This is a genomic window from Pseudokineococcus sp. 5B2Z-1 (assembly GCF_037482305.1).
Lineage (GTDB): Bacteria > Actinomycetota > Actinomycetes > Actinomycetales > Quadrisphaeraceae > Pseudokineococcus.
The window spans coordinates 238,292-262,454 of record NZ_JBBHZG010000003.1 but is presented as its reverse complement, the minus strand read 5'-3'; the positions used below and the strand labels follow the sequence as shown (position 1 = coordinate 262,454).

At 73.8% G+C, this 24,163-nt stretch carries 30 protein-coding genes and 2 pseudogenes; 18 read left to right on the top strand and 14 right to left on the bottom strand.

The features are described from left to right. Positions 1-18: 18 nt before the first annotated feature. From WDV85_RS09765 to WDV85_RS09740, 6 genes are all read left to right on the top strand, one after another. The gene (locus WDV85_RS09765; protein ID WP_339570427.1) at positions 19-672 is read left to right on the top strand and encodes a hypothetical protein; all 654 of its coding nucleotides are present in this window, start codon (positions 19-21) and stop codon (positions 670-672) included. A 162-nt stretch (positions 673-834) separates the two neighbouring features. After that, positions 835-1,065 carry a ribbon-helix-helix domain-containing protein gene (locus tag WDV85_RS09760; protein WP_339570426.1) on the top strand — a complete coding sequence of 77 codons (231 nt, stop codon included), beginning with the start codon at positions 835-837 and terminating at the stop codon, positions 1,063-1,065. Then, positions 1,052-1,399, top strand: coding sequence for a type II toxin-antitoxin system PemK/MazF family toxin (locus WDV85_RS09755; RefSeq protein ID WP_339570425.1), 348 nt, complete (start codon positions 1,052-1,054; stop codon positions 1,397-1,399). Before WDV85_RS09760 ends, WDV85_RS09755 begins: the two co-directional genes overlap by 14 nt. A gap of 193 nt (positions 1,400-1,592) precedes the next feature. Further along, positions 1,593-1,997, top strand: a complete 405-nt coding sequence (locus WDV85_RS09750) for a hypothetical protein (RefSeq protein WP_339570424.1) — start codon at positions 1,593-1,595, stop codon at positions 1,995-1,997. A 111-nt stretch (positions 1,998-2,108) separates the two neighbouring features. Continuing rightward, positions 2,109-2,660: a 2'-5' RNA ligase family protein gene (locus tag WDV85_RS09745; RefSeq protein ID WP_339570423.1), complete on the top strand. Its 552-nt coding sequence runs from the start codon at positions 2,109-2,111 to the stop codon at positions 2,658-2,660. A 79-nt stretch (positions 2,661-2,739) separates the two neighbouring features. Next, a complete protein-coding gene (locus WDV85_RS09740; RefSeq protein WP_445263283.1) occupies positions 2,740-3,279 on the top strand; it encodes a DinB family protein in 540 nt (179 codons plus the stop codon). Between the two features lie 74 nt (positions 3,280-3,353). On the opposite strand, the gene WDV85_RS09735 is transcribed toward WDV85_RS09740, so the two are convergent. The 4 genes from WDV85_RS09735 to WDV85_RS09720 form a co-directional block, all read right to left on the bottom strand. Beyond that, positions 3,354-3,878, bottom strand: coding sequence for an AAA family ATPase (locus WDV85_RS09735; protein ID WP_339570421.1), 525 nt, complete (start codon positions 3,876-3,878; stop codon positions 3,354-3,356). Positions 3,879-4,067: 189 nt separating this feature from the next. Further along, complete coding sequence (locus WDV85_RS09730) at positions 4,068-4,592, bottom strand: hypothetical protein (protein ID WP_339570420.1); 525 nt, start codon at positions 4,590-4,592, stop codon at positions 4,068-4,070. A 417-nt stretch (positions 4,593-5,009) separates the two neighbouring features. Then, a complete protein-coding gene (locus tag WDV85_RS09725; protein WP_339570419.1) occupies positions 5,010-5,282 on the bottom strand; it encodes a hypothetical protein in 273 nt (90 codons plus the stop codon). 93 nt (positions 5,283-5,375) lie between these two features. After that, positions 5,376-5,708, bottom strand: a complete 333-nt coding sequence (locus WDV85_RS09720) for a hypothetical protein (protein ID WP_339570418.1) — start codon at positions 5,706-5,708, stop codon at positions 5,376-5,378. Between the two features lie 252 nt (positions 5,709-5,960). Here WDV85_RS09720 and WDV85_RS09715 point away from each other — a divergent pair, with 252 nt between their 5' ends. The 4 genes and pseudogenes from WDV85_RS09715 to WDV85_RS09705 all read left to right on the top strand — a co-directional run bounded on the left by WDV85_RS09715 (position 5,961) and on the right by WDV85_RS09705 (position 8,425). Beyond that, entirely contained in the window at positions 5,961-6,290 is a 330-nt protein-coding gene (locus tag WDV85_RS09715; RefSeq protein WP_339570417.1) for a hypothetical protein, read from the top strand. 236 nt (positions 6,291-6,526) lie between these two features. Further along, a pseudogene (locus WDV85_RS17130) lies at positions 6,527-6,874 on the top strand (VOC family protein); the annotation flags it as partial. 90 nt (positions 6,875-6,964) lie between these two features. Continuing rightward, positions 6,965-7,669, top strand: a complete 705-nt coding sequence (locus tag WDV85_RS17125) for a class I SAM-dependent methyltransferase (protein WP_445263282.1) — start codon at positions 6,965-6,967, stop codon at positions 7,667-7,669. A gap of 97 nt (positions 7,670-7,766) precedes the next feature. Beyond that, positions 7,767-8,425, top strand: a pseudogene (locus WDV85_RS09705) (class I SAM-dependent methyltransferase). A gap of 91 nt (positions 8,426-8,516) precedes the next feature. Here the strand turns inward: WDV85_RS09705 and WDV85_RS09700 are convergent. From WDV85_RS09700 to WDV85_RS09675, 6 genes are all read right to left on the bottom strand, one after another. Continuing rightward, a complete protein-coding gene (locus WDV85_RS09700; RefSeq protein ID WP_339570414.1) occupies positions 8,517-9,044 on the bottom strand; it encodes a GNAT family N-acetyltransferase in 528 nt (175 codons plus the stop codon). Positions 9,045-9,146: 102 nt separating this feature from the next. After that, positions 9,147-10,244, bottom strand: a complete 1,098-nt coding sequence (trpS, locus tag WDV85_RS09695) for a tryptophan--tRNA ligase (RefSeq protein WP_339570413.1) — start codon at positions 10,242-10,244, stop codon at positions 9,147-9,149. Between the two features lie 233 nt (positions 10,245-10,477). Next, positions 10,478-11,512, bottom strand: a complete 1,035-nt coding sequence (locus tag WDV85_RS09690; RefSeq protein WP_339570412.1) for a hypothetical protein — start codon at positions 11,510-11,512, stop codon at positions 10,478-10,480. Then, on the bottom strand, positions 11,509-12,150 hold the full coding sequence (locus tag WDV85_RS09685) for a SigE family RNA polymerase sigma factor (protein WP_339570411.1): 642 nt from the start codon (positions 12,148-12,150) through the stop codon (positions 11,509-11,511). The genes WDV85_RS09690 and WDV85_RS09685 overlap by 4 nt, the downstream gene beginning before the upstream one ends. A 160-nt stretch (positions 12,151-12,310) precedes the next feature. Next, a complete protein-coding gene (locus tag WDV85_RS09680; protein ID WP_339570410.1) occupies positions 12,311-12,697 on the bottom strand; it encodes a hypothetical protein in 387 nt (128 codons plus the stop codon). 184 nt (positions 12,698-12,881) lie between these two features. Further along, a complete protein-coding gene (locus tag WDV85_RS09675; protein WP_339570409.1) occupies positions 12,882-13,790 on the bottom strand; it encodes an EamA family transporter in 909 nt (302 codons plus the stop codon). 46 nt (positions 13,791-13,836) lie between these two features. On the opposite strand from WDV85_RS09675, the gene WDV85_RS09670 reads away from it, so the two are divergent. After that, entirely contained in the window at positions 13,837-14,328 is a 492-nt protein-coding gene (locus WDV85_RS09670; protein WP_339570408.1) for a MarR family winged helix-turn-helix transcriptional regulator, read from the top strand. 109 nt (positions 14,329-14,437) lie between these two features. On the opposite strand, the gene WDV85_RS09665 is transcribed toward WDV85_RS09670, so the two are convergent. Beyond that, positions 14,438-14,869: a hypothetical protein gene (locus tag WDV85_RS09665; protein WP_339570407.1), complete on the bottom strand. Its 432-nt coding sequence runs from the start codon at positions 14,867-14,869 to the stop codon at positions 14,438-14,440. A gap of 255 nt (positions 14,870-15,124) precedes the next feature. Between WDV85_RS09665 and WDV85_RS09660 the strand changes: the two genes are divergently transcribed. Further along, positions 15,125-15,544: a GNAT family N-acetyltransferase gene (locus tag WDV85_RS09660; RefSeq protein WP_339570406.1), complete on the top strand. Its 420-nt coding sequence runs from the start codon at positions 15,125-15,127 to the stop codon at positions 15,542-15,544. Between the two features lie 161 nt (positions 15,545-15,705). After that, positions 15,706-16,917, top strand: a complete 1,212-nt coding sequence (locus WDV85_RS09655; protein WP_339570405.1) for a hypothetical protein — start codon at positions 15,706-15,708, stop codon at positions 16,915-16,917. On the opposite strand, the gene WDV85_RS09650 is transcribed toward WDV85_RS09655, so the two are convergent. Further along, the gene (locus tag WDV85_RS09650; protein ID WP_339570404.1) at positions 16,918-17,544 is read right to left on the bottom strand and encodes an ArsR/SmtB family transcription factor; all 627 of its coding nucleotides are present in this window, start codon (positions 17,542-17,544) and stop codon (positions 16,918-16,920) included. It lies immediately after the preceding gene. Positions 17,545-17,604: 60 nt separating this feature from the next. Between WDV85_RS09650 and WDV85_RS09645 the strand changes: the two genes are divergently transcribed. After that, entirely contained in the window at positions 17,605-18,891 is a 1,287-nt protein-coding gene (locus tag WDV85_RS09645) for an MFS transporter (RefSeq protein ID WP_339570403.1), read from the top strand. A 104-nt stretch (positions 18,892-18,995) separates the two neighbouring features. Here WDV85_RS09645 and WDV85_RS09640 read toward each other — a convergent pair whose 3' ends face one another. Beyond that, positions 18,996-19,388, bottom strand: a complete 393-nt coding sequence (locus WDV85_RS09640; protein ID WP_339570402.1) for a hypothetical protein — start codon at positions 19,386-19,388, stop codon at positions 18,996-18,998. A 272-nt stretch (positions 19,389-19,660) separates the two neighbouring features. Here WDV85_RS09640 and WDV85_RS09635 point away from each other — a divergent pair, with 272 nt between their 5' ends. From WDV85_RS09635 to WDV85_RS09620, 4 genes are all read left to right on the top strand, one after another. After that, positions 19,661-20,503, top strand: a complete 843-nt coding sequence (locus tag WDV85_RS09635) for a hypothetical protein (RefSeq protein WP_339570401.1) — start codon at positions 19,661-19,663, stop codon at positions 20,501-20,503. Positions 20,504-20,876: 373 nt separating this feature from the next. After that, positions 20,877-21,347 carry a hypothetical protein gene (locus tag WDV85_RS09630; protein ID WP_339570400.1) on the top strand — a complete coding sequence of 157 codons (471 nt, stop codon included), beginning with the start codon at positions 20,877-20,879 and terminating at the stop codon, positions 21,345-21,347. Positions 21,348-21,422: 75 nt separating this feature from the next. Beyond that, on the top strand, positions 21,423-22,061 hold the full coding sequence (locus WDV85_RS09625) for a CG0192-related protein (RefSeq protein WP_339570399.1): 639 nt from the start codon (positions 21,423-21,425) through the stop codon (positions 22,059-22,061). Between the two features lie 110 nt (positions 22,062-22,171). Further along, a complete protein-coding gene (locus tag WDV85_RS09620) occupies positions 22,172-22,753 on the top strand; it encodes a hypothetical protein (protein ID WP_339570398.1) in 582 nt (193 codons plus the stop codon). 28 nt (positions 22,754-22,781) lie between these two features. Here the strand turns inward: WDV85_RS09620 and WDV85_RS09615 are convergent, their stop codons facing one another. Then, complete coding sequence (locus WDV85_RS09615; RefSeq protein WP_339570397.1) at positions 22,782-24,137, bottom strand: hypothetical protein; 1,356 nt, start codon at positions 24,135-24,137, stop codon at positions 22,782-22,784. Between the last annotated feature and the right edge of the window lie 26 nt (positions 24,138-24,163).

The following is a 24,163-nucleotide window of genomic DNA, read 5'->3' as shown; positions in this document are numbered from 1 at the left end:
CAACGGCAGACTGCAGTCGTGCCGACAAGCCCCCTGGCGAAAGTCAGCCCCGCTGTCGTGGCGGTAGCCGTCCTGCTGACCACGACCAGCTGCTCCGAGGCCCAGTCGCCGCCCATGCCGGGGGCGACATCCGACCAGGCGATCAGCACGCAACGGCCGCCTGCTGGCGCAGGTGTCTGCGGACTCTTCCGCCAGGCGGACGTCGAGACGGCTCTCTCCGGCCGTCGGGTGTCCAGCGCACAGGGCGGCTACCTCGTGGACGACGGTGTCCCCTCGGGCGAGCTGTGCGAGGTCTTCGTAACGGGACTCGACGAGCCCGGGCTCACCGGTTTTGTGACCCCGCGAGGGACGGGAGGCGTGGACGTCGCGGCGGTCGCGCGTGCTGGGTCAGCCGTCTTCACCTACCCGCCCGAACGGGTGCTCGGCTACGCCGACGCGCTCTCAGCCGGGGACTTCGCCGACGACTCCGACGACGACGGTGCTCGCGCTCAGCTGCTCACGACAGCCGTCGTTGGGTCGAGGACGCTGGTGTACGAGGTGACGGTCGTTCTTCGTCCTGGAACGACGGGCCGTTCCGCCGTCGACGACGCGAGCCAGTTGGCCCTTCAAGCAGCACGGGCCCTCGACTTGCCGCTTCTCGACGATGCCGCGGAGGCGGCACTCGCGCAGTAGACGCGAGGGCCGCCCAGCGATCGACAGCGGGACGCTGTCCGGCCAGCGATCCACTGTGGGGCCGCGACGGCCGGCTTGTTGGAGTCGGCGTCGGAGGAGAGGCGGCAGTCGATCGTCCTGATCGGCTGCACTCGATCGGTGGCATCGGGGTAGCATCACGGTGTGAAACTCAGTGTGAGTCTGACGGACGACGACGTCGCCACCCTCGACGAGTACGTCCGCACGGCAGGACTGCCCTCGCGGTCCGCGGCCGTGCAGCAGGCGGTGCGCCGACTCCGACACCAAGGGCTGCAGCAGGCCTACGCCGAGGCGTACGCCGAGTGGGACGCCTCCGGTGAGCGGGCCTGGTGGGAGACGACCACCGCAGACGGCATCGACGATGCTGCGCGGTGAGATCCGGCTGGTCGACCTCGACCCAGCACAGGGCAGCGAGGCCAACAAGCGCCGCCCCGCCGTGGTCGTCAGCAACGACCACGCCAACGCCGCCGCAGCCGGCTCCGGCCGGGGCGTCGTCACCGTGGTCCCGTTGACGAGCAACACCGCGCGCGTCTGGCCCTTCCAGGTCCTGCTGGCCGCCGAGCACACCGGTCTCGAACGCGACTCCAAGGCGCAGGCCGAGCAGGTGCGCTCGGTCGCCGTCCAGCGGGTAGGCGCCGCGCTGGGTCGACTCGGCGGAGAGCTCTTGGCCGAGGTGGACGAGGCGCTGCGCCTGCACTTGGCCCTGTGACGTCGGATCGGCCGGGCTTCGCCAGAAGGGGATCCCGAGTGGAACGGCCGCGGGGAAGCGGTGGCGGCGACCCCGAGGGGCCGCAGCTTCGCCGGCAGGGGGTCGTCTGCTGGGCCGGGCCTTTGCCCGACGGTCGAGCGACCCGAGTTGTCAGGCCACCGCGCTGAGCAGTGGGACCAGCGACGATGCGTTCGTGCTCTCCAGCCACGACCACGAGCTCCTGCAGACGGCGACGGACGCGGCGCATCGCCTCGAGCAGCGCCGATCTCCGGAGGACTACACCCACACCGTCGTCTCGTCAGCCGCAGACACGAGCGGGCGCGTGCACACCGCGGTGAACGTCCACCACTTCACCGGCGGCCCGTGCGCAGAGCTCGTGGTCGCAGGACTGGCTGCTTCGCTGACCGCCGACCCCTTGGAGGTCATCGTCGCCGTAGCGAGCTCCGACCTGGCGATCTTGGCGCCGTGCGGGCGATGCCGCCAAGTCCTGACCGACCTCTACCCGGACGTGCGAGTCATCATCGACAGCCAGAAAGGCGCCGTGGCCGTATCCGCGACCGAGCTCCTGCCCCACGCCTACCGGCAGCCGCGAGCCTGACGAGCACTCCAGCTCGTGGACGGCGCGCGCGACGAGTCGGCCGCGACCGTGGGTGGTGGGTGGTCCCTCGTCAATAACCGCGAGCACGACTGCTGTCGTTAGCCTGCGCAGATGGCGCAGCCGACCAGCGCGGACCTCGGAGCCGAGCAGACCGCCGTCCTCGCGCTCGTCCCCGTTGCGGAGCCGTCCGTGGCCCGTCACCGTGCCCGCCTGGATCCCGCAGCGCGACGGGGCGTGCCGGCGCACGTCACCGTTCTGTACCCCTTCATGGCCCCGGACGACGTCGACGACCAGGTCCTCGCGCGGCTGGCTGCGGCGGTCCGCACGGTCGCGGCTTTCGACGTCGCCTTCACCCGCACCGCTTGGTTCGGCCGCGACGTGCTCTGGCTGGCTCCGGAGCCGGCTCAGCCCTTCCGCGACGTCATCGCCGCGGTGGTCCGGGCCTTCCCCGACTACCCGCCCTACGCCGGCGTCTTCGACGGGTCCGCACCACACCTGACCATCGGACACAGCCGACTCGGCAGCCAAGGAGCGCTCGAGCGCGCCGAGGCCGACGTCGTGACGACGTTGCCCGTCCACGCGCGCGTCGAGCGCGTGCACCTGCTCGTCGGCGCCGACGCGCCCGGCTCCTGGTCGGTCGCCCACGACTTCCCGCTCGCGTGAGGCCCCCGCGGCCCTGGTGGCCGGTAGGGCCGATCCGCCATGAACGGTGAGGCTCCGGGGCAGACTGCGGAGGGTGACGCTGCGGTGGTCCAAGGAGGTCCTCGGTCAGCTGACGTCGCACTGGCAGGGGCGACTGCGTCCGCGGCTGGAGGGCCTGGGCGACTCCGAGTACCACTGGGAACCGGTAGCGGGTTGCTGGGGCCTGAGGCCACGCGGTGACGGCAGCTGGGGCCTGGAGTCCGCCGCCGACCTTCCGACTCCTCCGCCGGTGACGACGATCGCCTGGCGTATCGGTCACATCATCGCCCTCATGGGGGCCCGATCAGCGGTGCACTTCGGGGCACCGGCCATCGACGCCCGCACCCACGCCTACGCCGCACGCGCCGAGGAGGGGCTCGCGCAGCTGGACGTCGCGTACGCGACGTGGACGGCTGGGGTGGCGGCCCTGTCGGCGTCGGACCTCGCCGCCCCCGTGGGGCCGTCCGAGGGCGCCTGGGCGGCGCACCCCATGGCCGGCCTGGTGCTGCACGTCAACCGGGAGGTGGTGCACCACGGCGCAGAGATCTGCCTGCTCAGGGACCTGTGGGCGCACCAAGGGGGCGCACCGTCGCCGAGGTGAGCTGCGGTCGTAGCGACGACTGCATCAGCACTGATGCTGGAACCGCCGGTCGACGTCCTTGATGGGTGGTCGTCTTACGGGACGACCGGCACGTCGTCGGAGGCGAGGTGCTCGAGCACCTCGCGAAGGCAGGTGGCCGGGTCTCTGGTGCTGTCCACGACCAGGCGGTCGTCTCGCCGCGGCTCGTACTGCTCGGCCTGGGCTCGCACCCACGACCAGTCCGGCACCTCGAATCCCTCGAGGTCGCTGCGTCGACTCTCCACTCTTCGGCGGTGCTCGTGCGGGTCCGAGCAGACCACCTCGATCACCCGCAGCGGCACCCCAGCCGCGGACGCGGTGGCCACCCAGCCGGCGCGGGCGGCCTCGACGGCGCTGACGGCGTCGGCCACCACCGTCTGCCCCCGCTGCAGGTGCGGGGCAGCGATGGCGTGAGCCACCGAGTACGCCGCGACGCCCGTCTGCTGCGGGGTGAGCCCGTTGCGGCGCAGGGCCGCCTCGATGGCGTCGACGCGCAGCCACACCACGGGTCTGACGTCGGCGAGGGCGGCCGAGAGCGTCGACTTGCCGGACCCCGCGAGTCCGCACACCTGCACCAGCACAGTGACCTCCTGCTGCCGACGGCTCGACCCCACGCCGTGACGGCGCATGCATGGTCGGCGCCGCCGATCATGCACGCGCCGGTCATGACCAGCCACGACGCCGAGTGGCTCCCGAGGAGCCCGAGGCCGCGCGGCGCCGGGTCGCCCCGGTCGACGATCGACTGCGGGTTGGGTGCGGCGCTCCACGCGCTACTGCTCTGCGGCCCTGCGCCGGGCTGCGTCACGGCGCAAGGCCGCCTCGACGGTGAGCTCTGCCGCCTCAGCGGCGGCTCTGGCCTGCTCGCGCTTCGTAGACCACCGCGTGGCGAAGAACTCCTCACGCACGACGAAGGCGATCGTGGCCAGGACGCCGGCCCCCACGGCGCCAGGCAGCGGCCAGGTGAGCAGCTGGCTCACGGTGACGATCGGGTCCGGGAAGACGTAGTCGTCGCCCACTCCCGTCCGGACGACCGGGACCTGGTCCTCGGGCTGCTCGTCCGTGCCCGGGCAGGTGACCGCCCTTAAGACGTCGGGGTAGCCCTCGCGAGTCGTGAGCGACCGGTAGGTCACCACCTCGGCCTGCTCATTCGGGACGACCGCGCGCCCGCACGCGATCTCTTCCGTCTCCGACAGCTCGACCGACAGGACGAGGGTGGTCTCGACGGGCTCGCCTCGGTAGCCGAAGAAGTCGAGGCTGGAGGCTGCGACGAGGAAGGCCCAGACCGCCACGGCCACCAGCGCTCCGCGGACCCACGGGCGGTCGGACAGGTCACCCGCCCGCCAGGCGACCCGGTCGGACCGGCTCGGCGGCCCCACGTGCCGGGGGTGCGGCGTCCGCCGCTCCTCCTGCTTGGCTCGCCTGTTGGCGCGCCGGCGCCCAAAGTGCTCTCTCCAGCCGGCCGAGAGGCGACGCCGGATGGCCATGTCGTCGCGGAAGCCTCTCTGTGCCGAGTGGTCCTGTTCAAGGACAAGGTGACATGGAGACGCGCCGGCCGGTGCGGGTACCTGGTGTCGTCACCTGGTGGCGGCGCCCCGGCGAGTGGTCGTCGGAGATGAGGCTCCGACCTCCTATCGCTCAAGGCTCGCCTCCGGACGCTGCCGCTGCCGCGGATGGATCTCCGACCGATCAGCTCGCGTCGTCGTAGCGGATCGTCAGCGTGCTGCTGTAGGCGCTGCCTGGTAGGGGCCGTCGTCATCGACCGGAGCGACGCCGGCCGGCCACGCCCGCAGGGCGCGGTAGCTGTAGCCGTCCTGGTCGGCCGGCTCCCACTCGAGCTCCACGTCGTGGCCCGGCGCCAAGCTGTGGAAGCCGTCAACGGCGAGGCTCGACCAGTGCGTCCAGCACCCGCCGGGGGTCTCCGGCGAGTCGAGGACGCCCCAGCCCTCGGCCTCGTCCCACTCGCGCACTACCGCCGTGACCGCCATGGGCCCATCGTGTCCGTGCCGGGAGCAGAGGTGCGGCTACGCCGTTCGCGGTCCCTGCGGGAAAGGGCTGAAGCTCGGCGCCGGCCTCGGCGGTCAGCTGGGAGACCGGGTGCCGTCCGGGTCGCAGTCTGTCGTCGTTCTGGCCTCGGTGGTCTCGCAGGCGCCGTCGACGAGCAGGCGTCCTTCAAGAGGGCTGCTCAACTCGACCTCGTAGGGGACAGCGTCGTGGCTGGGACAGTCGGCAGCTTCAGGTGGGCCGGGACTGACGGTGAAGGTGATGGTGACGACGTCGTCCGTCTCCTCGATGTGCGGGGGGTTGACCTCCCCGGTCACCCCGCTGTTGCAGCCCAGGCGGGCGACGAGGGCGGTGAAGGAGGCTGAGCCGCTCTCGAGAGCCTGACCGGGGGCGACGTCCCAGGTCGCCACGGCCTCTCCGCCGTCAGCGCATCCTGACAGGGCCAGCAGCAGGGCGGCTGCCGCGGCACCGGCGCCGGGCCCGCATCTTCGCCGCTCGCGCATGCCGACACGGTGGCACGTTCGATGGCTTCCGGCCGTCGATCGTGAGCACTGCTGATGTGCTCCGTGGCGCGACCGGATGAGAAGCCTCCGCGGGGACCTGTCCGGGTGTGACCTCGACTTCCGCCGCGGGCGCTGGGGGCACCGCGCCAGACTGATGCCGTGCAGGTGGAGCTTCCCGACGAGCAGTGGGACGCCCTTTCGTCCGGACGACTGGAGGGTCCCGACGGCAGGCGCTACGAGCGGCAGTCGACGCGGATGCGTCGTCGCCAGGTCGATGACCTGCTCAGCAGCGGCGCGCCGCTCGTCCTGTACTGGTACGGCGGCTCACAGCTCGACTGGTGCGACGGCGAGGACGCGGGCCGTGCCTGGGAGGCGGCACGCACTCGGCTCACCGCCTCGGTGCCCCGTCCGGACGGGGACGTCGTCTGGACCGCCGGCGAGTGGGTCAGCGACGACACGAGCCTGGTCCTGCTGACGGGCACTTGCTGACCCAGCTGGCGATCGACAGCGGGACACGGTCGGGCCAGCGGTCGGACGTGGGACCGTCGCGGCAGGGCGGCGGCGCAGCGCTCGAGCGGCCGCCGGGTCGTCGGAAGGCGGTCGGCTGACGGAACTGCGACCGACGGTCCTTCCACTGGCATGGTCGACGGCTGTCCGTTCCGAGTGCTGAACCGTAGTCTCTCGACGACAAGTATCTCGACGTCGAGACACCCGGGGTGACGACCGTGATCCACCACGTCCAGCTCGCCAGCCCACCCGGCTCCGAAGAGGCCTCCCGCGCCTTTTACGCCGGCGTCCTCGGCCTGACGGAGATCCCCACGCCCCCCGCCCTGGCCGCCCGCGGCGGCTGCTGGTTCCGCGGCCACGGCGTCGAGCTGCACCTCGGCGTCGAGGACGACTTCCACCCGGCCCGCAAGGCCCACCCCGGCCTCCTCGTCACCGACCTCGACGCCTGGGCCGACCGCCTCGCCAATGCCGGGTGCCCCGTCGACCGTGACGACAACTTCCCCGGCATGCGGCGCCTCTACAGCCGCGACCCGCACGGCAACCGGCTCGAGCTCCTCGAGCCCCTCCCGGCACGACAGCACGCGGGCACCGGGATCGACTTCGCCGACCCCGCGGGCGCCCGGACCTACTCCGGCCGGGCCGCGGACCCCTCCTGGGTGCAGGCGCTGACCGACCTCGTCGACCCCGTCGGCGCCGGCGTCGTCGACCTCGGCTGCGGCGGCGGCACCTACTCCCGAGCCCTGCACGACCTCGGCGCCCGCAGCGTCACCGGCGTCGACTCCAGCACGCCGATCCTCGACCAGGCCCGCGCTGACCACGGGCACCTGACCGGTCTGCGCTTCCACCACGCCGACGCCACCAGCACCGGCCTGCCCGACGCCAGCGCCGACCTCGTCCTGGCCCGCGCCCTGGTCCACCACCTGCTCGACCACGCAGCCCTCGCCCGCGAGGCGGTCCGGCTGCTGCGCCCCGGCGGGACCCTCGTCGTCCAGGACCGCACCGCCGACGACGTCAACCAGCCAGCAGGACCACACCACCTGCGGGGCCACCTGCTCGAGCTGGCCCCGCAGCTCCTGCCCGTCGAGGTCGGACGACGGCCCGACGCAGACGCCCTCCTCCGCGTGCTCGAGGGTGCCGGGCTCACCGGCGCGACCACGCGCACGGTCTGGGAGACCCGCGCCCACCACCCCGACCGCGAGAGCTACCTGGCCGACGTCGCCACGCGGACCGGCCGCTCCTTGCTGCACCACCTCACCGACGACGAGCTCGACCGCCTCGTCCGCGACCTGCGATCTCGGCTGCCCGACGAGCCCCTCGTCGAGCAGGATCGCTGGACCCTCTGGGCCGCGACCAAGCCGTGATGCGGCGCGCCAGTGGGCCATCCTCTGCGGACGCTCCGACGAAGGCGCGAGTGCTCGAGGGCCCAGCTCCGGTCGGCTCGCGCAGGAGTATGTAGGGATGCGGCAGCCCGAGGACCTGGATGCGGTGCGCGTCTCCTACGACCGCGTCGCGGACGCCTACGTGCAGATGGTCCCCGCCCAGCTGGCCGGAGCCCCGTGGCAGCGAGCCGCGCTGGACGCCTTCGCCGAGCAGGTCGCCGGGCTCGGGCCCGTCCTGGACGTCGGATGCGGCCCCGGGCACGTCAGCGCGCACCTGGCCGCCCGTGGGCTGGACGTCCGAGGCGTCGACCTGTCACCGCAGATGGTCGAGCACGCCCGCCGCGCCCACCCACACCTGGACTTCCGCGTCGCCAGCGCCACCGCCCTCGACCTGGCCCCTGCCTCTCTCGGTGGGGTGCTGGGGTGGTGGTCGCTGTTCAACCTGCCCCGCGACGTGCTGCCCGAGGTCCTGGCGGAGTTCGCGCAGGCCCGCTGGTGCCCGGCGGCGGAGTGCTCATCGCCACGCACGTCGGCGAGGGAGACGTGCTGCGCCGCGAGGCTTACGGCGGAATTCCGGTGACCTGGACCACGCACCGGTGGCTGCCCGAACAGCTCACGGACCTGCTGGGCGGGGCCAGGCTCGAGGTCACCTCCGAGATGCGCTTCCCTGCCTCGGACCGGCAGGGACCAGCGGTCATCGTGGCCGCTCGTCGCTCCGGCGGGCCGGGAGCGCCGTAGCGGTGAGGGACCAGAGGGATCCCGGTCACCGTTGGCCTGTGAGATGACGTCGACGTCGCGGTAGTGGGTGGCGCGGTAGTGGGTGGGTGGGTCAGAAGGCGATCCAGTAGCGGCGCGTGGGCCCGAGGATGGTGTCGCGGGTGTCCTCGAGCTGGCCGCCGTTGCGTTCGATGGTCTTGGCGGAGGCGGTGTTGTCGGGGTCGCAGGTGAGCAGGACCCGGTCGATGCCCATGGTGCGGGCGCGATCGAGGGTGCGGGCGAGGGCCCACGTCGCTAGTCCGCGGCGGCGGGCGCTGGGTCGGACGCTGTAGCCGATGTGACCGCCGGCTTCGAGGAGGAAGTCGTTGAGCTCGTGGCGCAGGTCGATGGCCCCGAGGTAGGTGTCGTCCTCGACGATCCACCGGTAGGTGGAGTGGACGCGTCCGGGGGTTGGGGCGATGGAGGTGTCGGCGCAGCGGCGCAGGTGCGCGGTCCACGCCGCGAAGCCGGCGGCGGTCTCGACGTCGTCCATGTCGCGGAGCCCGGAGCCGTCGATGTGCGCGCCGGGGCCGAACTCGTCGCGGGCGTCGTTCCAGGAGCTGCGGAGGTCGGCGGTCGGCTCGACGAGGATGGCGCTCACGGGGGAGAGGGTGCCGCCTCCGGGCGCGCTGGTCATCCAGCTTGTCGATCCCGCACGGACAGGCGCCCCGGGTGGGAGGCAGGCCAGGGCGCTCGTCCGGCGTCAGTAGGTCATGGCCATGAGAGTGCGGACGCTGTCGAGGGTGGCGTCGGCGAGGGCTTTGGCGCGGGCGTTGCCCTCGTGCAAGACGTGCAGGAGGAGCCCGGGGTCGCTGGTGAGCTCGGCCCTGCGGCGGCGCAGGGGGCGCAGGTGCTCGTTGACCGCTTCGGTGACGGTGGCCTTGAGCTGGGCGGCGCCGCCGGTACCGATGGTCGCGGCGAGGTGCTGGGGGTCCTGGCCGGTGCACAGGGCGGCGATGAGCAAGAGGTTGGCGACCTCGGGACGGGCTACGGGGTCGTAGGTGATGGTGCGGTCGGTGTCGGTCTTGGCGCGCTTGAGCAGGCGGGCGGTGTCGTCGGCGCTGGCGCGCAGCTCGATGGCGTTGCCGCGGGACTTGCTCATCTTGACGCCGTCGGTGCCCAGCAGCAGCGGCGCTTGGGTGAGCAGGGCGTCGGGGACGGGGAAGACCTCCTGGCCGCCGGCGTAGCGGTCGTTGAAGCGTCGGGCGATGGTGCGGGTCGCCTCCAGGTGGGGCAGCTGGTCGCGGCCGACGGGGACGAGGTTCGCGCGGGCGAAGAGGATGTCGGCGGCCTGGTGGACGGGGTAGGTCAGCAGCAGTCCGGACAGGGCGCGGCCGGCGGCCGCGTCGGCCTCGGCCTTGATGGTGGGGTTGCGGCGCAGCTCGGCGTCGGTGACCAGGCTGAGGAAGGGCAGCATCAGCTGGTTGAGCGCGGGGACGGCGCTGTGGGTGAAGATCGTGGCCCGGGCGGGGTCGATGCCGGCGGCGAGGTAGTCGGCGACGATGCCGAGCACGTTGCCGCGCAGGTCGCCGACGCTGTCGCGGTCGGTGATGACCTGGTAGTCGGCGATGACGAGCAGGACGTCCATGCCGGTGCGCTGCAGGCGGACCCGGTTGGCGAGGGTCCCGAAGTAGTGGCCCAGGTGCAGCGTCCCGGTGGGGCGGTCCCCGGTCAGCACCCGGAAGGTGCTCGGGGCGTCGCTGATGCGCTGCTCGAGGGTGGCGCTGCGGGCGGCCGCGACCCGGTAGGACTCGTCGTGGTCGTCGGGCAGGTCGCCGGTCGGCAGGGTGGTGTCGGTCATCGGAGCTCCCTAGGAAGGGGGCTGCCTCACAGGCTGCGACGCCGACGTCCGGTGTTCGTGCCGTCGGGCTGCCTGCTGGCAGCCCGACATGGGTCAGGTCATGGCCGCCGAGACGACGGCCACCACCCGGTGCGCGAGGAGAGGAGCACGCGCGGACGCTAGTCCTACCGGACGATGGAGGGCCACCCCTTGACCACTCCTGTGAGCTGGTCCGGTGCTCCCGTTGAGCGTGGTCAATCGGTGGCCGGGACCTCGACGCCTTGCTCGGTGAGGTAGGCGATGGACGCGGCGAGCACCCGGTCTTGGACGGTCTTCTGCAGCACGAGGTGGTCGTGGGCGCGGTCGATGTAGGCGTTCTGCTCGCGGGCGACGATCTGGGCGATGGCCTCGGTGGTGCCGAGCTGCTGCTTGCAGCCGAGGTCGATCGCGGCCATGCGCTGGCGCTCGTCGGGGGTCGCGTCGGCGGCGCCGTCGGGCACGAGACGGAGCGGGTCCTCGTCGGTGGTGACCGGCACACCTGCGGCGCGGACGCAGTCGGCCCACTCCTGGATGACTGCCCGCCCGTCGTCGGTGTACTGGGGTGGGTTCACGCCCGTGGGGGCGGGTGCCACCGCGTCGACCTCTTCGAGGTCGTAGGCCACGTCAGCAGCGAGGGCCTGCTGGAAGCAGTCACGGGAGACGGCGGCAGTGAGGTCGGTCATCTCGCGGTCGCTGGAGGCGGAAGCCTTGCCGTCGTAGACGTCGCTGGGCTCGGGGCGGGGGGCGTAGCGGTCCCCGTCGGCTTGTGTGGTGTTCCACAGCCCGTAGGTGTCGAAGCCGTCCTGCGGTGCGGCGGGCACGACGATCTCGTCGGCGGCCTCGGCCCAGCCGGGCAGGCCGGCGGCGGCCATGCAGCTGTCGAGGTAGTGCCACGTGGCCGCGGACGTGATCGCCAGCTCCTGGCGCGACCACACCCAGGCGTCCAGCGGTTCGGTGACGGTGGTGTCGCTGGCGTCGAAGGCCACGCCGTCACCGGCGGCGTTGGTCGGTTGCGGGGCGCTGGTGGAGAGGTCGGCCAGGGGAGCCGGCGCCGGTGCCTGCGGGAGGAGTGCTTGGACGCCGGCCGCGGAGGCGATGACCGCGCCGACGGCCGCCACGACGACGCCACTAGCCCGAGCGGCTCGTCTGCGCTCGCCCCGGCGCAGGACGCCGGCGCGGTCCACGTTGGGCGGCGGAGTGGAGCGGGCCAGGTGGCGCAGGTGCTCGACCAGGTCGTCGTCTCGGGTCATCGCAGGGCCTCCGGGTGGGTGGCAGCGGGTGAGGTCGCGGGGACGGACCGAGGTGGGGCGTCCAGCAGGGCGCGCAGCTGGGCGAGGCCGCGGGCGGCGGTGGACTTCACGGTCCCGACCGAGACGTTGAGGTCGTCGGCGACCTCACGTTCGGACAGGTCCATCAGGTAGCGCAGGACGACGACGCGGCGCCGGCGTGGGCTCAGCTGCCGGAGCGCGCGGACCAGGACGTCCCGGTCGACGACCTCTTGGGCGGTGCTGGCCGCCGGCGCCCGCCACGTCCTCGAGGGGCGGTCGTCATGGTCGTGGTCGTCGACGAGGACCTCGCGGTGGTGCTTGCGCAGGATGTCGGTGCGGGCGTTGACCAGGACTCGGCGGGCGTAGGCCATCGGGTCGCCGTCCCGTGCGCGGGGCCAGGCGGCGTAGGTGCGCACGAGCGTCTGCTGCACCAGGTCCTCGCAGCGGTGCTGGTCACCGGTGAGCAGCCACGCCAGCCGCCACAGCGCAGGCTCGGCGTCCTGCATGAAGCGCGTGAACTGCTCCCGGCGCGGACCTGCCCATCCACCGCGCCAGCGGCTGCCGAGGTCGACGGCGCCGTCACTGTCGTCAGCGCCGCCGTCGGCCTGGTGCTCGGTCACGCTCCTCTAAGACGGATCGGCGCCCCGGAAGGTTGCTCGCCGACAGACATGGGACTGCACGGGTCGGTGAGGGCGGATCTCGCGCCCCGACGACGCCGCTTGAGGATCCGCAGCGGGGCGCTGACCTGCTGGCTATCGACTGCCCGTCGTCACGCTCACGTCAGCGCCTGCCGCGGGCCACGCGTGCTCGAACCTCGGTGCTGATGTCGACGTCGTGCGGGAGGGCGATCAGGTCGTTGCCGTCGACGTCGACCCCGCTGCTGCGGGCTCGGGAGGCCAGTTCGCCCCAGTGCAGCGCCGCCTCCTCCTGGTAGGAGACGCCGTCCGGCGGCTCGTCGGGGCCGACCACCATGCGCGCGGTGTCCGTGAGGTCTTCGAGACTGGTGTGGGCCCAGACGCCGCGGCCGCGGGACGACCAGCCCCGGTCGTCGAGGAGCACCACTCGCCGTCCGTCGTCGAGCTCGAGCTCGAGGAGCGCCGAGACGGCCATCTGGTCACCGGTGTCGAACCTCGGGCCTGCCGTCTTGTTGAGGTCGACGGAGGTCACGAGGCGGACTGGTACAGGCATGGGCACAGCCTCGCGCGAAGCCGGCGAGCCATGGAGGCGCGGCGTGGCCGGTACAGATCGGATCCGGGACCGCCGTGGAAGCGGGGCGGCAGGGCAGTCGGGCCGCCGTCGGGCCGTCGTCGGGCCGTCGTCGGGCCGCCGTCGGGCCGCCGACAGGCGGTCGTCAGGTGAGGTGGCGGGTGCGGCCAGGGGTCGGTGCACCGGGTGAGGGGGGAGGCGGAGTCCGCCCGTGGAGCTGGGCCAGTGCGACGGCCGCGATGACGATCGTCGCCCCGGCCAGCTGCAGCGGGGTGAGCGACTGCTCCAGGACGAGCCACCCGGCGGTGGCGGCGACCACCGGGCTGAGCAGCCCGAGGGCGGCGACGCGGGCGACCGGCAGGGCGGCGACGCCGCGGAACCACAGCGCGTAGGCGAGGGCCGTCCCGACGAGCGCCAGGTAGGTGTAGCCGGCCACGGCTGTCGGGTCGAACGGCGGCGGTGCGCCCTCGACGGCCAGCGCGAGCGGCGCCAGCAGCAGGCCGCCGGCCAGCAGCTGCCACCCGGTGAGAGCCAGGAGCGGCGCCGGGCGCCCCCAGCGCTTGGTCAGCAGCACGCCGAAGGCCATCGAGACGGCCCCGCCGAGACCCGCCAGCAGGCCGAGCGGGTCGAGGACGACCTCGGAGCGCAGCACCAGCAGGACCACGCCGACCAGTCCCAGCAGCCCGGCGACGAGGGCGGTCGGGGAGCTGCGCTCTCCCGTCAGCCGCGGGGCGACCAGCGCGACCAGCACGGGCGTCAGGGCGCCGACCACGGCGGCGATGCCCCCGGGCAGGCGGTAGGCGGCGACGAAGAGCAGCGCGAAGAAGCCACCGATGTTGAGGGTGCCGAGGACCGCCGCCCGCCACCACCAGGACCCCTGCGGCAGCACCCGGGTCCAGGCGACCAGCAGCAGGCCGGCGGGCAGCGCCCGCAGCGCGGCGGCCAGCAGCGGACGGTCGGGTGGCAGCAGCTCGGTGGTCGTGAGGTAGGTGGTGCCCCACACCAGCGGTGCGAGAGCCGTCGTGAGCGTCAGGGCCCGGGTTCCTCTTAGCACTGAAGCATCATGTCTCAGCACTAAGGGATCTGGCTAGGCTGCCGGCATGAGCGACCACGTCGACGTCGTCCTGGCCCAGTGGGCGCGTCAGCGGCCGGACCTGGACACCACGCCCATGGCGGTGCTGGGACGCCTGGCCCGCCTCGCCCGGCTGGTCGAGGCCCGGCAGCAGGCCACCTTCGCCCGGCACGACCTCGACGCCCCGTCCTTCGACGTGCTGGCCACCCTGCGCCGCAGCGACCCGCCGCACGAGCTGACCGCGGGGCAGCTGGCGTCCGCCTCGATGGTCACCAGCGGCGCGGTCACCCAGCGCCTGGACCGCCTCGAGGCCAGGGGTCTGGTCAGCCGTCGGCGCGGGGACGTCGACACCCGGACCGTCCTCGTGACCCTGACCGCTGCGGGACGGGCAGCCGTGGAGGCCGCCCTGCCGGATCACCTCGACACCGGTCGTCGCGTCCTGGCGCCGCTGGCCGACCAGGACGTCGAACGTCTGGCACACCTGCTGCGCGACCTGCTGGCGGAGCACGAGACGAGCTGAGCGTCCCGGCGTCCGGTGGCCAGTGGTGACGCGGAGCGTGCCGGTGACCGGTCCTCCCCGGACAGTCACGCGTCCACCTGGCCGGGCCCGTCACGCTGCCGACGCGTCGTCAGGCCGGCGAGCTCGCCTCGTCGAGCAGCGTGGTGAGCAGCGGCGTCAGCGGTCGGAGGCACTTCGGTGCCGGTGAGCCGAGGAGGTCGTCAGCTCGCTGGGCGGCATCGACGAGCCCCATGTCAGCGAGGACCTGGTCGAGGTCGTGGCCCTCCAGGCTCACGCCCGCGAGGCACCAGTCGCCGGCGGCGAGGGCGAGATCGACGACCAGGTCGGTGCACATGGTGGTCCATCCCCCGGCTGGCTCACTGCTGGTCGGCAGCCCGGGGAAGCGGGTGGCGAGGTCGCTGGCCGCAGCACACCAGATGACCTGAGCCCGCTCGTCACCGGCGCCGCCGCCCTGACCGGCGGCGAAGCCGCGCGGCACCAGGACGCCGTCGACGCCGACCTGCAGCCAGGTGATGGACGAGACGTCGTCGGGTGCGGGCATCGCTCGAGTGTGGCCGGTCCCAGAGTCACGCTCGACCGGATGATCATCGGCCAGCGCTTCCGCCTGCGAGGTCGTCGGTCGTTCGCCCGGCGGCCGCGTGCGGCGGGACCCTGGCGAGGTGAGCCCCGCGCCGCTGGACGTGCCCCTCCTCGTGCACCCGCCCGTCCTGCTCCGCGCCTTCACGGCTGCGGACGCGCCCCTGGTGGTCGAGGCCAGCCGGGACCCGTACATCCTGGCCACGACCACCGTCCCCGGGTGCCCAGCCCGGACGCCGTGGAGGCCTTCCTCGAGCGCCAGCACGAACGCGCCCGCAGCGGGACGGGGTGGTCGTCGGCCATCTGCGAAGCCCGCACCGGAGCTGGGCGAGGGCAGATCGGGCTGTGGCCCCTGGGGCAGGGCCGCGCCAGCGTGGGCTACTGGGTCGCGCCGTCGTCGCGACGCCGCGGCCTCGCCACGGCCGCCCTGGAGTGCCTGTCCCGGTGGGCGATCGAGGAGCTCGGCCTGGCCCGCCTCGAGCTCTACGTCGAGCCCTGGAACACCGGGTCGCTGCGCGCAGCCGTCACGGCCGGCTACGAGCGGGAGGGGCTGATGCGCAGCTTCCGAGAGGTCGACGGCCGGCGCCGGGACATGTTCCTGCTCGCACGCCTGCGTCCCCCCGGCGTCCCGGTCGGGTAGGGCGGACCAGCGGGAGCGGCCCGTCCCCGTCCTCGGTGCCGAGGTGGCTCCGACGGCCGAGCGGGAGGGGGACGACTGGCCGTGTCGTCAGCCTGCGCGGGCTCTCGGCGGTGTCCGCCGAGACGGGGCCGCGCTGGGCGCCGGGCTCCTAGCGTGGGCGGGTGCCTGGTGACGAGGTCGTCGTGGACGAACTTCTGGCTGGTCCGCGTGGTCGTCGGTTCCTGGCCGAGCTCGCCGAGTGGCGGCTCGCGCCGGAGGAGAGGTGGTCCCTGCCGGCGTGGGCGGGGCCGGCGATGGGTCGCCACAGCGGTGACGACTTGCCGTCCGACCTGCGCGGGGCCTGCCTGGAGCAGCTGCAGCAGCTCGTCGACCGGGTCGACCTCCACGCCCTGGTCGGCGTGCGCTGGCCCGAGGAGCTGCTCGAGCCGCTGGCAGCCTCGGTCGACTCCGCGCGCTACTGGCAGGACGTGGACGCGGTCGACGGCGTCCTGGCCGATCCGCGCGCGGTCGAGGTCCTGCGGCCCCTGGCAGCCCCGGTCCTGGCCGCACCGGCCACGACCTGGTGGCGCGACGACGTCGACCTCGGTCTCCAGCAGCACGTCGACTGGCTCTGGGGCTCGCCCGCCGGGCGGCAGGCTCCGGTGCTGACCGGTGGTCGGAGGGCGCTGCGGGATCAGCGTGAGGAGGAGACCGTCCGGGAGGCGCGGGAGCGCCGGGAGCACCCCGGTCTGGCGCGGGCACCGTGGTCGGGCGCGTGGTGGTCCTCGCCGTCCCACGTCGACGGGGTGGTCGCCACGAGCCCGGTGCTCCGGCCTCTCAGGAGCAAGGAGGTGCTGCCGGTCGGACTGGCGCTGGTCGAGGACGCCTCCGACGACGGTCGCGCGGTCCTCCGCCCGCTGCGGGCTCGGCCTGACGCGCGGGTCCTGGAGATCCACAGCGCTCGGGCCTGGTGCGACCTCGTCGAGGCCCACCCGCGGGAGGTGACCTGGTCCCGCGGACTCGACTGGCAGCTGTCCACCGGCTGGGCCGGCTCCTGGGCGCTGCCGGACTGGGCGTCGGTGGCCCGCGAGTGGGACGGCGTGCACCTGTCCGTCCTGGGCCACCTCGCGGTCTCCGGACGCCTGCTCACCACGACGGTCACCGGCGAGCAGCGAGGCGCCCTCGCGCCGGGACCCGCGAGGACCCTCCTCGCGGGATGGAGTCCCGGACAGACGTTCTGGTTGACCGACGCCCTCGAGGCCGCGGGCGACGCCCAGCGCTGGAGGAGGGACGAGCAGTGGCGCGGCGACCTCGGTTGGTCCCTCGCCGAGGAAGGCGGCCCGCATCGCAGGGGTCGCTCGCCGGGACGGCCAGGACAGTGGTCTTCGGGCTGATCAGTCCAGGTCGTCAGGAGCCTCGTCGGCCGCCTCGAGGGGCACGAAGCGCAGTGCGGCGTGGACGACGCGCTGGTCGCCGCCGGGGGTGGGGCGCTGGCGCAGTCGGTAGGGCTCGAGCAGCTCCATGACCTGGTCGACGAGGTGGGTGAGCTCCTCGGCGGTCACTCGGAGGCTGTTGTTGCTGACCAGGCTCGCTTCCCGCCATGCGGGCGGCTCCTGGTCCTGGGCGTTGCGGACGGTGTGGGCCTCGACCGCTGCGTCGGAGGCCTGCAGCAGCGCCTGGGTGACCGCGACGTCGACGCCCTGGGCCTCGACGGGGTCGGCGTCGATCGCTCGTGCGTCGAACTGCCAGCTCGGGACGGCCGCCTCCCAGACCCGCTGGCGACCATCGCTGCTGCCGGCGCGGGCGCCGGCGTCGCGCACGAGCCCGACGGCCGCGAGCTGGCGCAGGTGCCAGGAGCAGGCGCTGGCGGACAGGCCGACGACCTCCGAGCAGGCCGTGGCCGTGGCACCTCCTCTGGCCTGCAGGACGTCGAGGATCCGGAGTCGCGTCGGGTGGCCGAGGGCCCGCAGGACCGCCGGGTCGGTGAGGTGGACGCCCCAGGTGCTCCGCGGCTTCGCCATGGTGCGACGATACGTGAAGGCGCCGCTTGACATCCGGATGTGAAGGCCTAACTTCACGCCATGGCAGTCGACGTCCCGCCGGGCGTCCGCGCGCGCCGGCCCTTGGTGGGGCTGCTGGCCGCCCACGGCATCTCGCTGACCGGCAACGTGCTGACGCTGATCGCCCTGCCGCTGTACGTCCTGGCCCAGACCGGCTTACCAGCCCTGACCGGTGTCACCGGCGCCGTGGCGACGCTGCCCGTGGTCCTCGGCGGGGCCCTCGGTGGCGTCTTCGTCGACCGCCTGGGCTACCGGCGCACCAGCGTCGTCGCGGACCTGGTCGGCGCCCTGACCATCGGTGCCGTCCCGCTGCTGGACCAGACCATCGGCCTGCCGCTGTGGGCGCTGCTGGCCCTGACCTTCGCCACCGGTCTGCTGGACACGCCCGGGCAGGTCGCCCGCAGCGCCCTGCTGCCCGAGGCGGCGGCGGCCGCCGACGTCCCGCTGGAGCGGGCCGTGGGGTGGTTCGAGGCCATCGAGCGAGGGGCGCGCTTGGCCGGGGCACCTGTGGCCGGGCTCCTGGTCGCCGTCGTCGGCGCCCCGGGCGCCCTCGCGCTGGACGCGGCCACCTTCGTCGTCGCCGCACTCGCCGTGCTGTGGCTGCTGCCCGCCGCCCCGCGGGTCGACACCGGCAGCGTCGCCGACGAGGACCAGGAGCCTGCTGCCGCGCCGGCGCTGCGGGCCGGGTACTGGCGCGAGCTCGCCGACGGGGTCCGGTTCCTGCTGCGCGAACCGCTCCTGCGCGCGGTGGTCCTGCTCGTCCTGGGCACCAACGTGCTGGACGCGGCCAAGTCCTCGGTGCTGCTGCCCGTGGCCGCTGAGCGCCAGCTCGGCGGGTCGGTCGTCTACGGCCTCCTGGTCGGCACCATGGCCGGCGGCGCCCTCGCCGGGTCGCTGCTGTTCAGCGCCGTCGGCCACCGCCTGCCGCGCCGGGCGACCTTCGTGACCGCCTTCACCCTCGCCGGGGCGCCCACGTTCCTCGCCCTCGCCACCGGCCTGCCCCTACCGGTGCTGGTCGCGGTGACCGCGGCGTCCGGCCTCGCGGCGGGAGGCATCAACCCGATCATCGGCACGCTCAAGCTCGAGCGGGTGCCCGCCGGGATGAGAGCCCGCGTCTACGGCGTCATCGGCGCCGGAGCCTGGGCCGGCATGCCCCTCGGCTCCCTCGCGGCCGGCTTCGCCACCGAGCACGTGGGTCTCACCACCACCCTGGTCGTCGCCGGCGGCACCTACCTCGTGCTCACGCTGACGCCGCTCCTCGGGGGACCCTGGAAGCACATGAGCGCACCCCGGCGACCGACCACCTGACCGGCGCGACGCCGACCGGATCGCGACGACGGCGGTGAGGCCGGCCACGGCGACGACCGCGACGAGCCGACGGTGCGCCGAGTCGACCGCCGGGCGCACCGACGTCAGTAGCTGGCCGAGGCGGCGGCGGTGACGAGCACCGTCCACGCGAGGGAGACCGGCAGGCCCACCACGCCGACGTGCAGGACGAGCAGCCTCCGCGACGGTCGTCGGACGGCGACGACCGAGGCGACGACAGCGCCCACGACGAGCGCTCCCTGTCCCACCGGCCCGGCCTTCAGCCACCGCTCAGCGGGCAGGCAGTAGGCGTCGACGTCGGGCACGGGCTCGCTCGTGCACCCCGTCATGACCCCGAAGGAGGGGAACCAGTACCCGATGGTGCTCATGGTCAGCGCCACCAGGACCAGCGTCGTCAGGACCAGCAGCGGCGGCCACCACGACGTCGAGGTCGTCGGGCGGTCCCGAGCGGCAGCCACCGGCTCGGTCGGCGACGTCATCGTGGTCTCCCCCGTCCAGAGCTGGCCTGTGGTGATGCTGCCGCACTCCCGGGCTCCGCGGGTGCAGGACCGGCCGGACGGCCTCGCTCGTGCCGACGTCCAGGCGCACGCCGGGGGCGCGGCTCCGGCCGCCGTCGGTCTCACGGGGAGCCTCGGGCGCGCTCCGTCCGGGCGACGAGCCAGCACGGCCCATGGCGGACGCTCGCGGCGTGCGTCGCCCCCGTCCCTCGGACGGTGAGGAACCTGGAGCGCATGCGCGGAGTCGAAGTGCCATGACTGAGCGTGCCCGTGCCGCGGTGGCGGCTCTCGTCGTGGTGGTCGGCCTGGGCGGGTGCGGGACGCTGCCCGGCGGCGGTCCGCCGTCGGTCGTCGTGCGTGGCGAGCGGGACGCGGTGGCGCTGGCGCCGTGGACGTGGTGCTGGACCAACGGGTGCGTCGACGGGCTCCCACCGCAGGACCCGACCGACCTCGGGAGCGGCGAGCAGCTGCTGGTGGGCTTCCCGGCGGACGGGTGGGACTTCGAGGCGGTCCTCCGTCCGGCCGGGCAGCCGTGCGGTCCGGCGCAGACGGTGCCGCTCGAGCGGACCGCAACGGGGGAGCACCGCCTCCTGCCGGCCGGACCTGCCGGGAGCTACGACGTCGACCTCCTCGGCCGCGGCCCGCAGGGCGACGTGGTCGTCACCGTGCGGTGGACGACGGAGGCCGACGGACCTCTCCAGAGCCCGGTCGCGTCACTGGGCGTCCTGTCCCAGGACGACGGGACCGTGGACAGCTACGGCGTCGAGCTCCTCCTCGACGACCTCGCTGCCACACCTGGGCGTGCAGAGGCGGACATCACCGTGACCTCCTCGGAAGGGCGGTCCACCACCCTCGAACCGACCCGGCTCGTGGGCGAGTGCGACGAGGAGGGCAGGGTGGACTTCACCGGGCCGGCGGAGCAGGGGCAGCGGGCCGCCGCACTGGGCACAGCCCCCCTCACCTACGACGTCGCGCTGCTCCTGGACGGTCGGCGGCACACGGCCACGGCGACCTGGCCGGACGACGCCCGTGCTGAGGACGGCGCGGTCGCGCTGGTCTTCACGCCGGCGCTGCCGGCGCTGACCTACGAGCCCTGACCGTCGGCAGCGCACCGGGGCGACCGAACCGGGGAGCGCGCCGTCCAGCGGTCCCGGCGCGACGACCGTCGTCGGTCCTCGACGTGCTCCGTGCGGCCCCTGACCGGAGCGGACGTCATCGGCCGCCCGGCGCGGCGCCGGTGGATCGGCTCGGGAAGCGGCAGCGCGCCGCTCGGGGGAAGGGTTCGGAGCGACCGGGCAGGCGCCAAGGGCGGTCGGCTGCTGCGGAGGCGGACAGATCGCCGAGCGGCGGCCGTTCCCGGCCCGCCCGCGGTCTCCACCCTGCGGCGCCGACCTCTCCGAGGTGGTCCGACGACGACCTGCCGTCAGGGGACTCTGGGCCTGGCCCGGACTCACCGCGCATGCTCGGGGGATGAGCCACTCGACCGAGCCCGCCAGGACATCTGCACGGCGGCAGCGGGGACTGCTGGCCCTCGTGGCCCTGCCCGCCGTCGCCGTGCTGGTCGTCCTCGGCTGGTCGAGCGGGTGGGGCGGCGGTGGCGACGCCACAGGCCTCGTCTTCCTCCTCGCCTTCGCGGTCGCCAACCTCGCGCCCTTCGTCCTCGTGGCCGTCGTGGTCGTCGTCGGCGGCCGCGCACACCCGCTGGGCATGCCAGCGGCCGCGGTGGGCGTCGTGGGGGTGGCCGCTCTCACGGCCGTGCTCCTGACCTCCTTCGTCAGGAGCGACTCCTCGACGGCGCCTCTGCTCTTTCTCTACATGCCGTTCTACCTGGGGCTCGCTGTCGGAGTCGTCGCCCTGCTCACCGGCGGTCTGCACTCGATCCGTCAGCGGCGCGGACATCCCGGCGGCGCAGTCGACGCCGGCGTCGACCGCACGGCATGACCGACGGCTGACGTCGGTCTCCGCCGACGTCCCGAGGGCACGGCTCGCTCCTCGCCCGGGTGCCAGGATGCGGTCATGGCCGTCCACCACCCGGCGACGATCCTGCCCAGCAAACTCGAGCTCCTGCAGGCATGGGTCCCCCTCCAGGCGTGGGCCTCCGGAGCGGACACCTCGACGCTGCGCCGGCTGGGCTCCTACCGCTTCGACGACCCCGACGGCGAGGTGGGCATGGAGACGCACCTGCTGGGCACCGCCGACGGGCAGGTCCTGCAGGTGCCGCTCACCTACCGCGGCGCGCCGTCGCCGTCAGCGGCAGCGTCGCTGGTCACCACGATGACGCACACCACGCTCGGCGACCGGTGGGTCTACGACGCCCGCCACGACCCCGTCTACCTGACCGCGCTGGCGCTCACCATCACCACCGGCGGACGCGAGGCAGATCTCTTCGAGGCCACCGCGCAGGGCCTCGTCCTGGAGCCCGGCACCACCCACGTGCGCGGCTGCGGCACCTCGCCGGCCGGCGGTGGGTCCGACTGGTCGAGGGCTGCCGTGGACGTCGAGGGCACCACCACCCGGGTGCGGGCAGCCGGCGACGTCCTGACCCTCCTGCACGCGCCGACGGACCGGACGCTCGGGTCGGCGCTGCAGCTGACGGGGACCTGGCCGGGGCAGGACGTGCCGCTGGTGCTGGCGACGCTCGCACGGACCACCTGAGACGACCGCCTGGGCCGTGCTCGTCCGCTCCGGTGCTGCGAGGCGGCACCGCGTCGCCCTGCTCGGCGTGGCCGACGACGACGACCGGCGCGGCCACCGATGATCAGTCGATGCGCTCGGAGGACACGGAGATGCCACCGCCCGCGGGTCGGGGGCACCTGGCGGCCACGATCGCCGTCGGTCTGGCCCTCTTCCTCGGCGGCAGCCGCGTCGTCGACCTGGCGGGCGCCACGAATGAAGACCGGTACCTGCTGGCGGTGGTGGCCAGCCTGCTCATCCGCTACGCCGGGGCCTTCACGGTCGCGCTCTTCTCGTTCGCGCTCGTGCGTCGCGTCCTGGCGCACCGGAGTGCTCGCAGAGGTGCGGAGACGACGAGCCCGGCCCTGAGGCCTCGGCGGCGCGAGGCGGCCTTCGTCCTGATCCTCGTCGGCCTGGCGCTGATGGTCGTCTGGGAGGTGCGGCTGCCCGTCCTGCTGTACCAGGTGCGTGCCGGCAACTACTCCGGCTTCGTCGTCGACGGGACCTCGGACGTCGTGCTCCAGGTCCTCCTAATCGTGAGCGGTTACCTCGGCCCCGTGATGACGGCGGTGGGGGCCTACCTCCTGCTGCGGCGGCTGGAGGTCGTAGCCGCGGGCGAGCCGCTGGGCACGGCTCCGGCCTCAGGAGAAGTGGTGACGGATCTCGACGACTGACGGGTGCGCCGCTGCGGGTCGACGCGCGTCAGCGCCGGCCGGACGTGCGGCGTCGGCCGTGCGCACGGCCGACGGCGACGCCGGCAGCGACGCCCAGGGTCAGCGGCAGCACGGTGACGACACCGTCGAGCGGCACCAGGGCGTCGAGGACGTAGGTCGCGACCATGGCGACGACCGCCGCCGTCGCAACGGCGATCGCTGCGCTCGTCTCGCCCCAGCCGGAGGGCTGGTCGTCGTCCCGCGCCGTGCCCATGTCACGACGGTAGGCGGCGTGTGACCGGTTCGTCCTCATGGCACCGCGGCGGCAGGCCCGTCGCGGCGGGTGTCGACGAGATTTGCGCTCCGTCGCCCAGGGGCACGACATCGTCTGCAGCGCAGCGACGCAGCTCAGGCGGATGTCGTCGAGCCAGTTCTCAGAGGTCGGCGGGCATGCCGGGGTGGCCGCGAGGAGCGACCCACAGCAGCGAGGACGTCGTCGTGCGCCCGATCGAGAGGGCGCTGCGCAGGGACGGCCGGTTGTCGGGGTGGACGGTGCCCCAGAGGACGTCGCCGGGGCGCGCGGGCAGCTCGTCGACCAGGCGCTGCAGGGCGCCGCCGGCGAGCCGGCGCCCGCGGTGCCGGGCGTCCAGGCACAGCTCCCTGACGGTGAGCCGACGAGACCGTGGTCGTCGTCGCGGACGGCGGCGACGACTCCCGCCGACAGCCCGTCGACGACGACGTCGAAGAGCAGCCCTTGCTCGGCGCACTCCGACAACGACGCGATGCTCTTGGCGGCGGCCCACGGCCGGCTCTGCGGTCGTCCGGCGGCCAGCTCGGCGTAGGTGACCTCCGCGCGCTCCGCGGCCCCGCCGGGGTCGGCCGGGCGAAGGCGGACCGACGGGTAGGAGAGAGCCCGCGGACGACGGCGCAGGTCCTCGACGCGGCCGGCCACCACGTGCAGGGCCGGGCCGCAGCGGCCGAACCGCTCGTCCGAGCCGAGAGCGGCGAGCAGGTCCGCCCCGTCGGGCACCTCGAGCCGCAGGGACACCGGCCTGAAGGGTGCGTAGGTGGGCAGGACGGTGTCGGTGACCAGCGCGAGGCCGTCCGGGGTCGGTGGGGCCGTGGTCGCGACGACGTCGACGAAGGGTCGGATGACGTCGCCGAGGCGGAAGCGCAGGTGCGTCACGACCCACCCGCCGCCGGGCAGCTCGACGACGCGGTTCGCCCAGTCCAGCGGGTCAGGGACGTCGAGGAGGGCGACGGCGTCGCGGAAGCCGCGACCGAAGTCGGCGTCACCGACCCGCCGTGCCTCGTCCGCCAGCGCCGCGCGGAGGTGGCGGCGCAGGTCCTGCTCGGAGTACCAGCCCCGCACCGTGCTCGACGTCCACGCCGATCGTGCCCTCACTATCGCGTCGAGCAGGTCTCCCACGG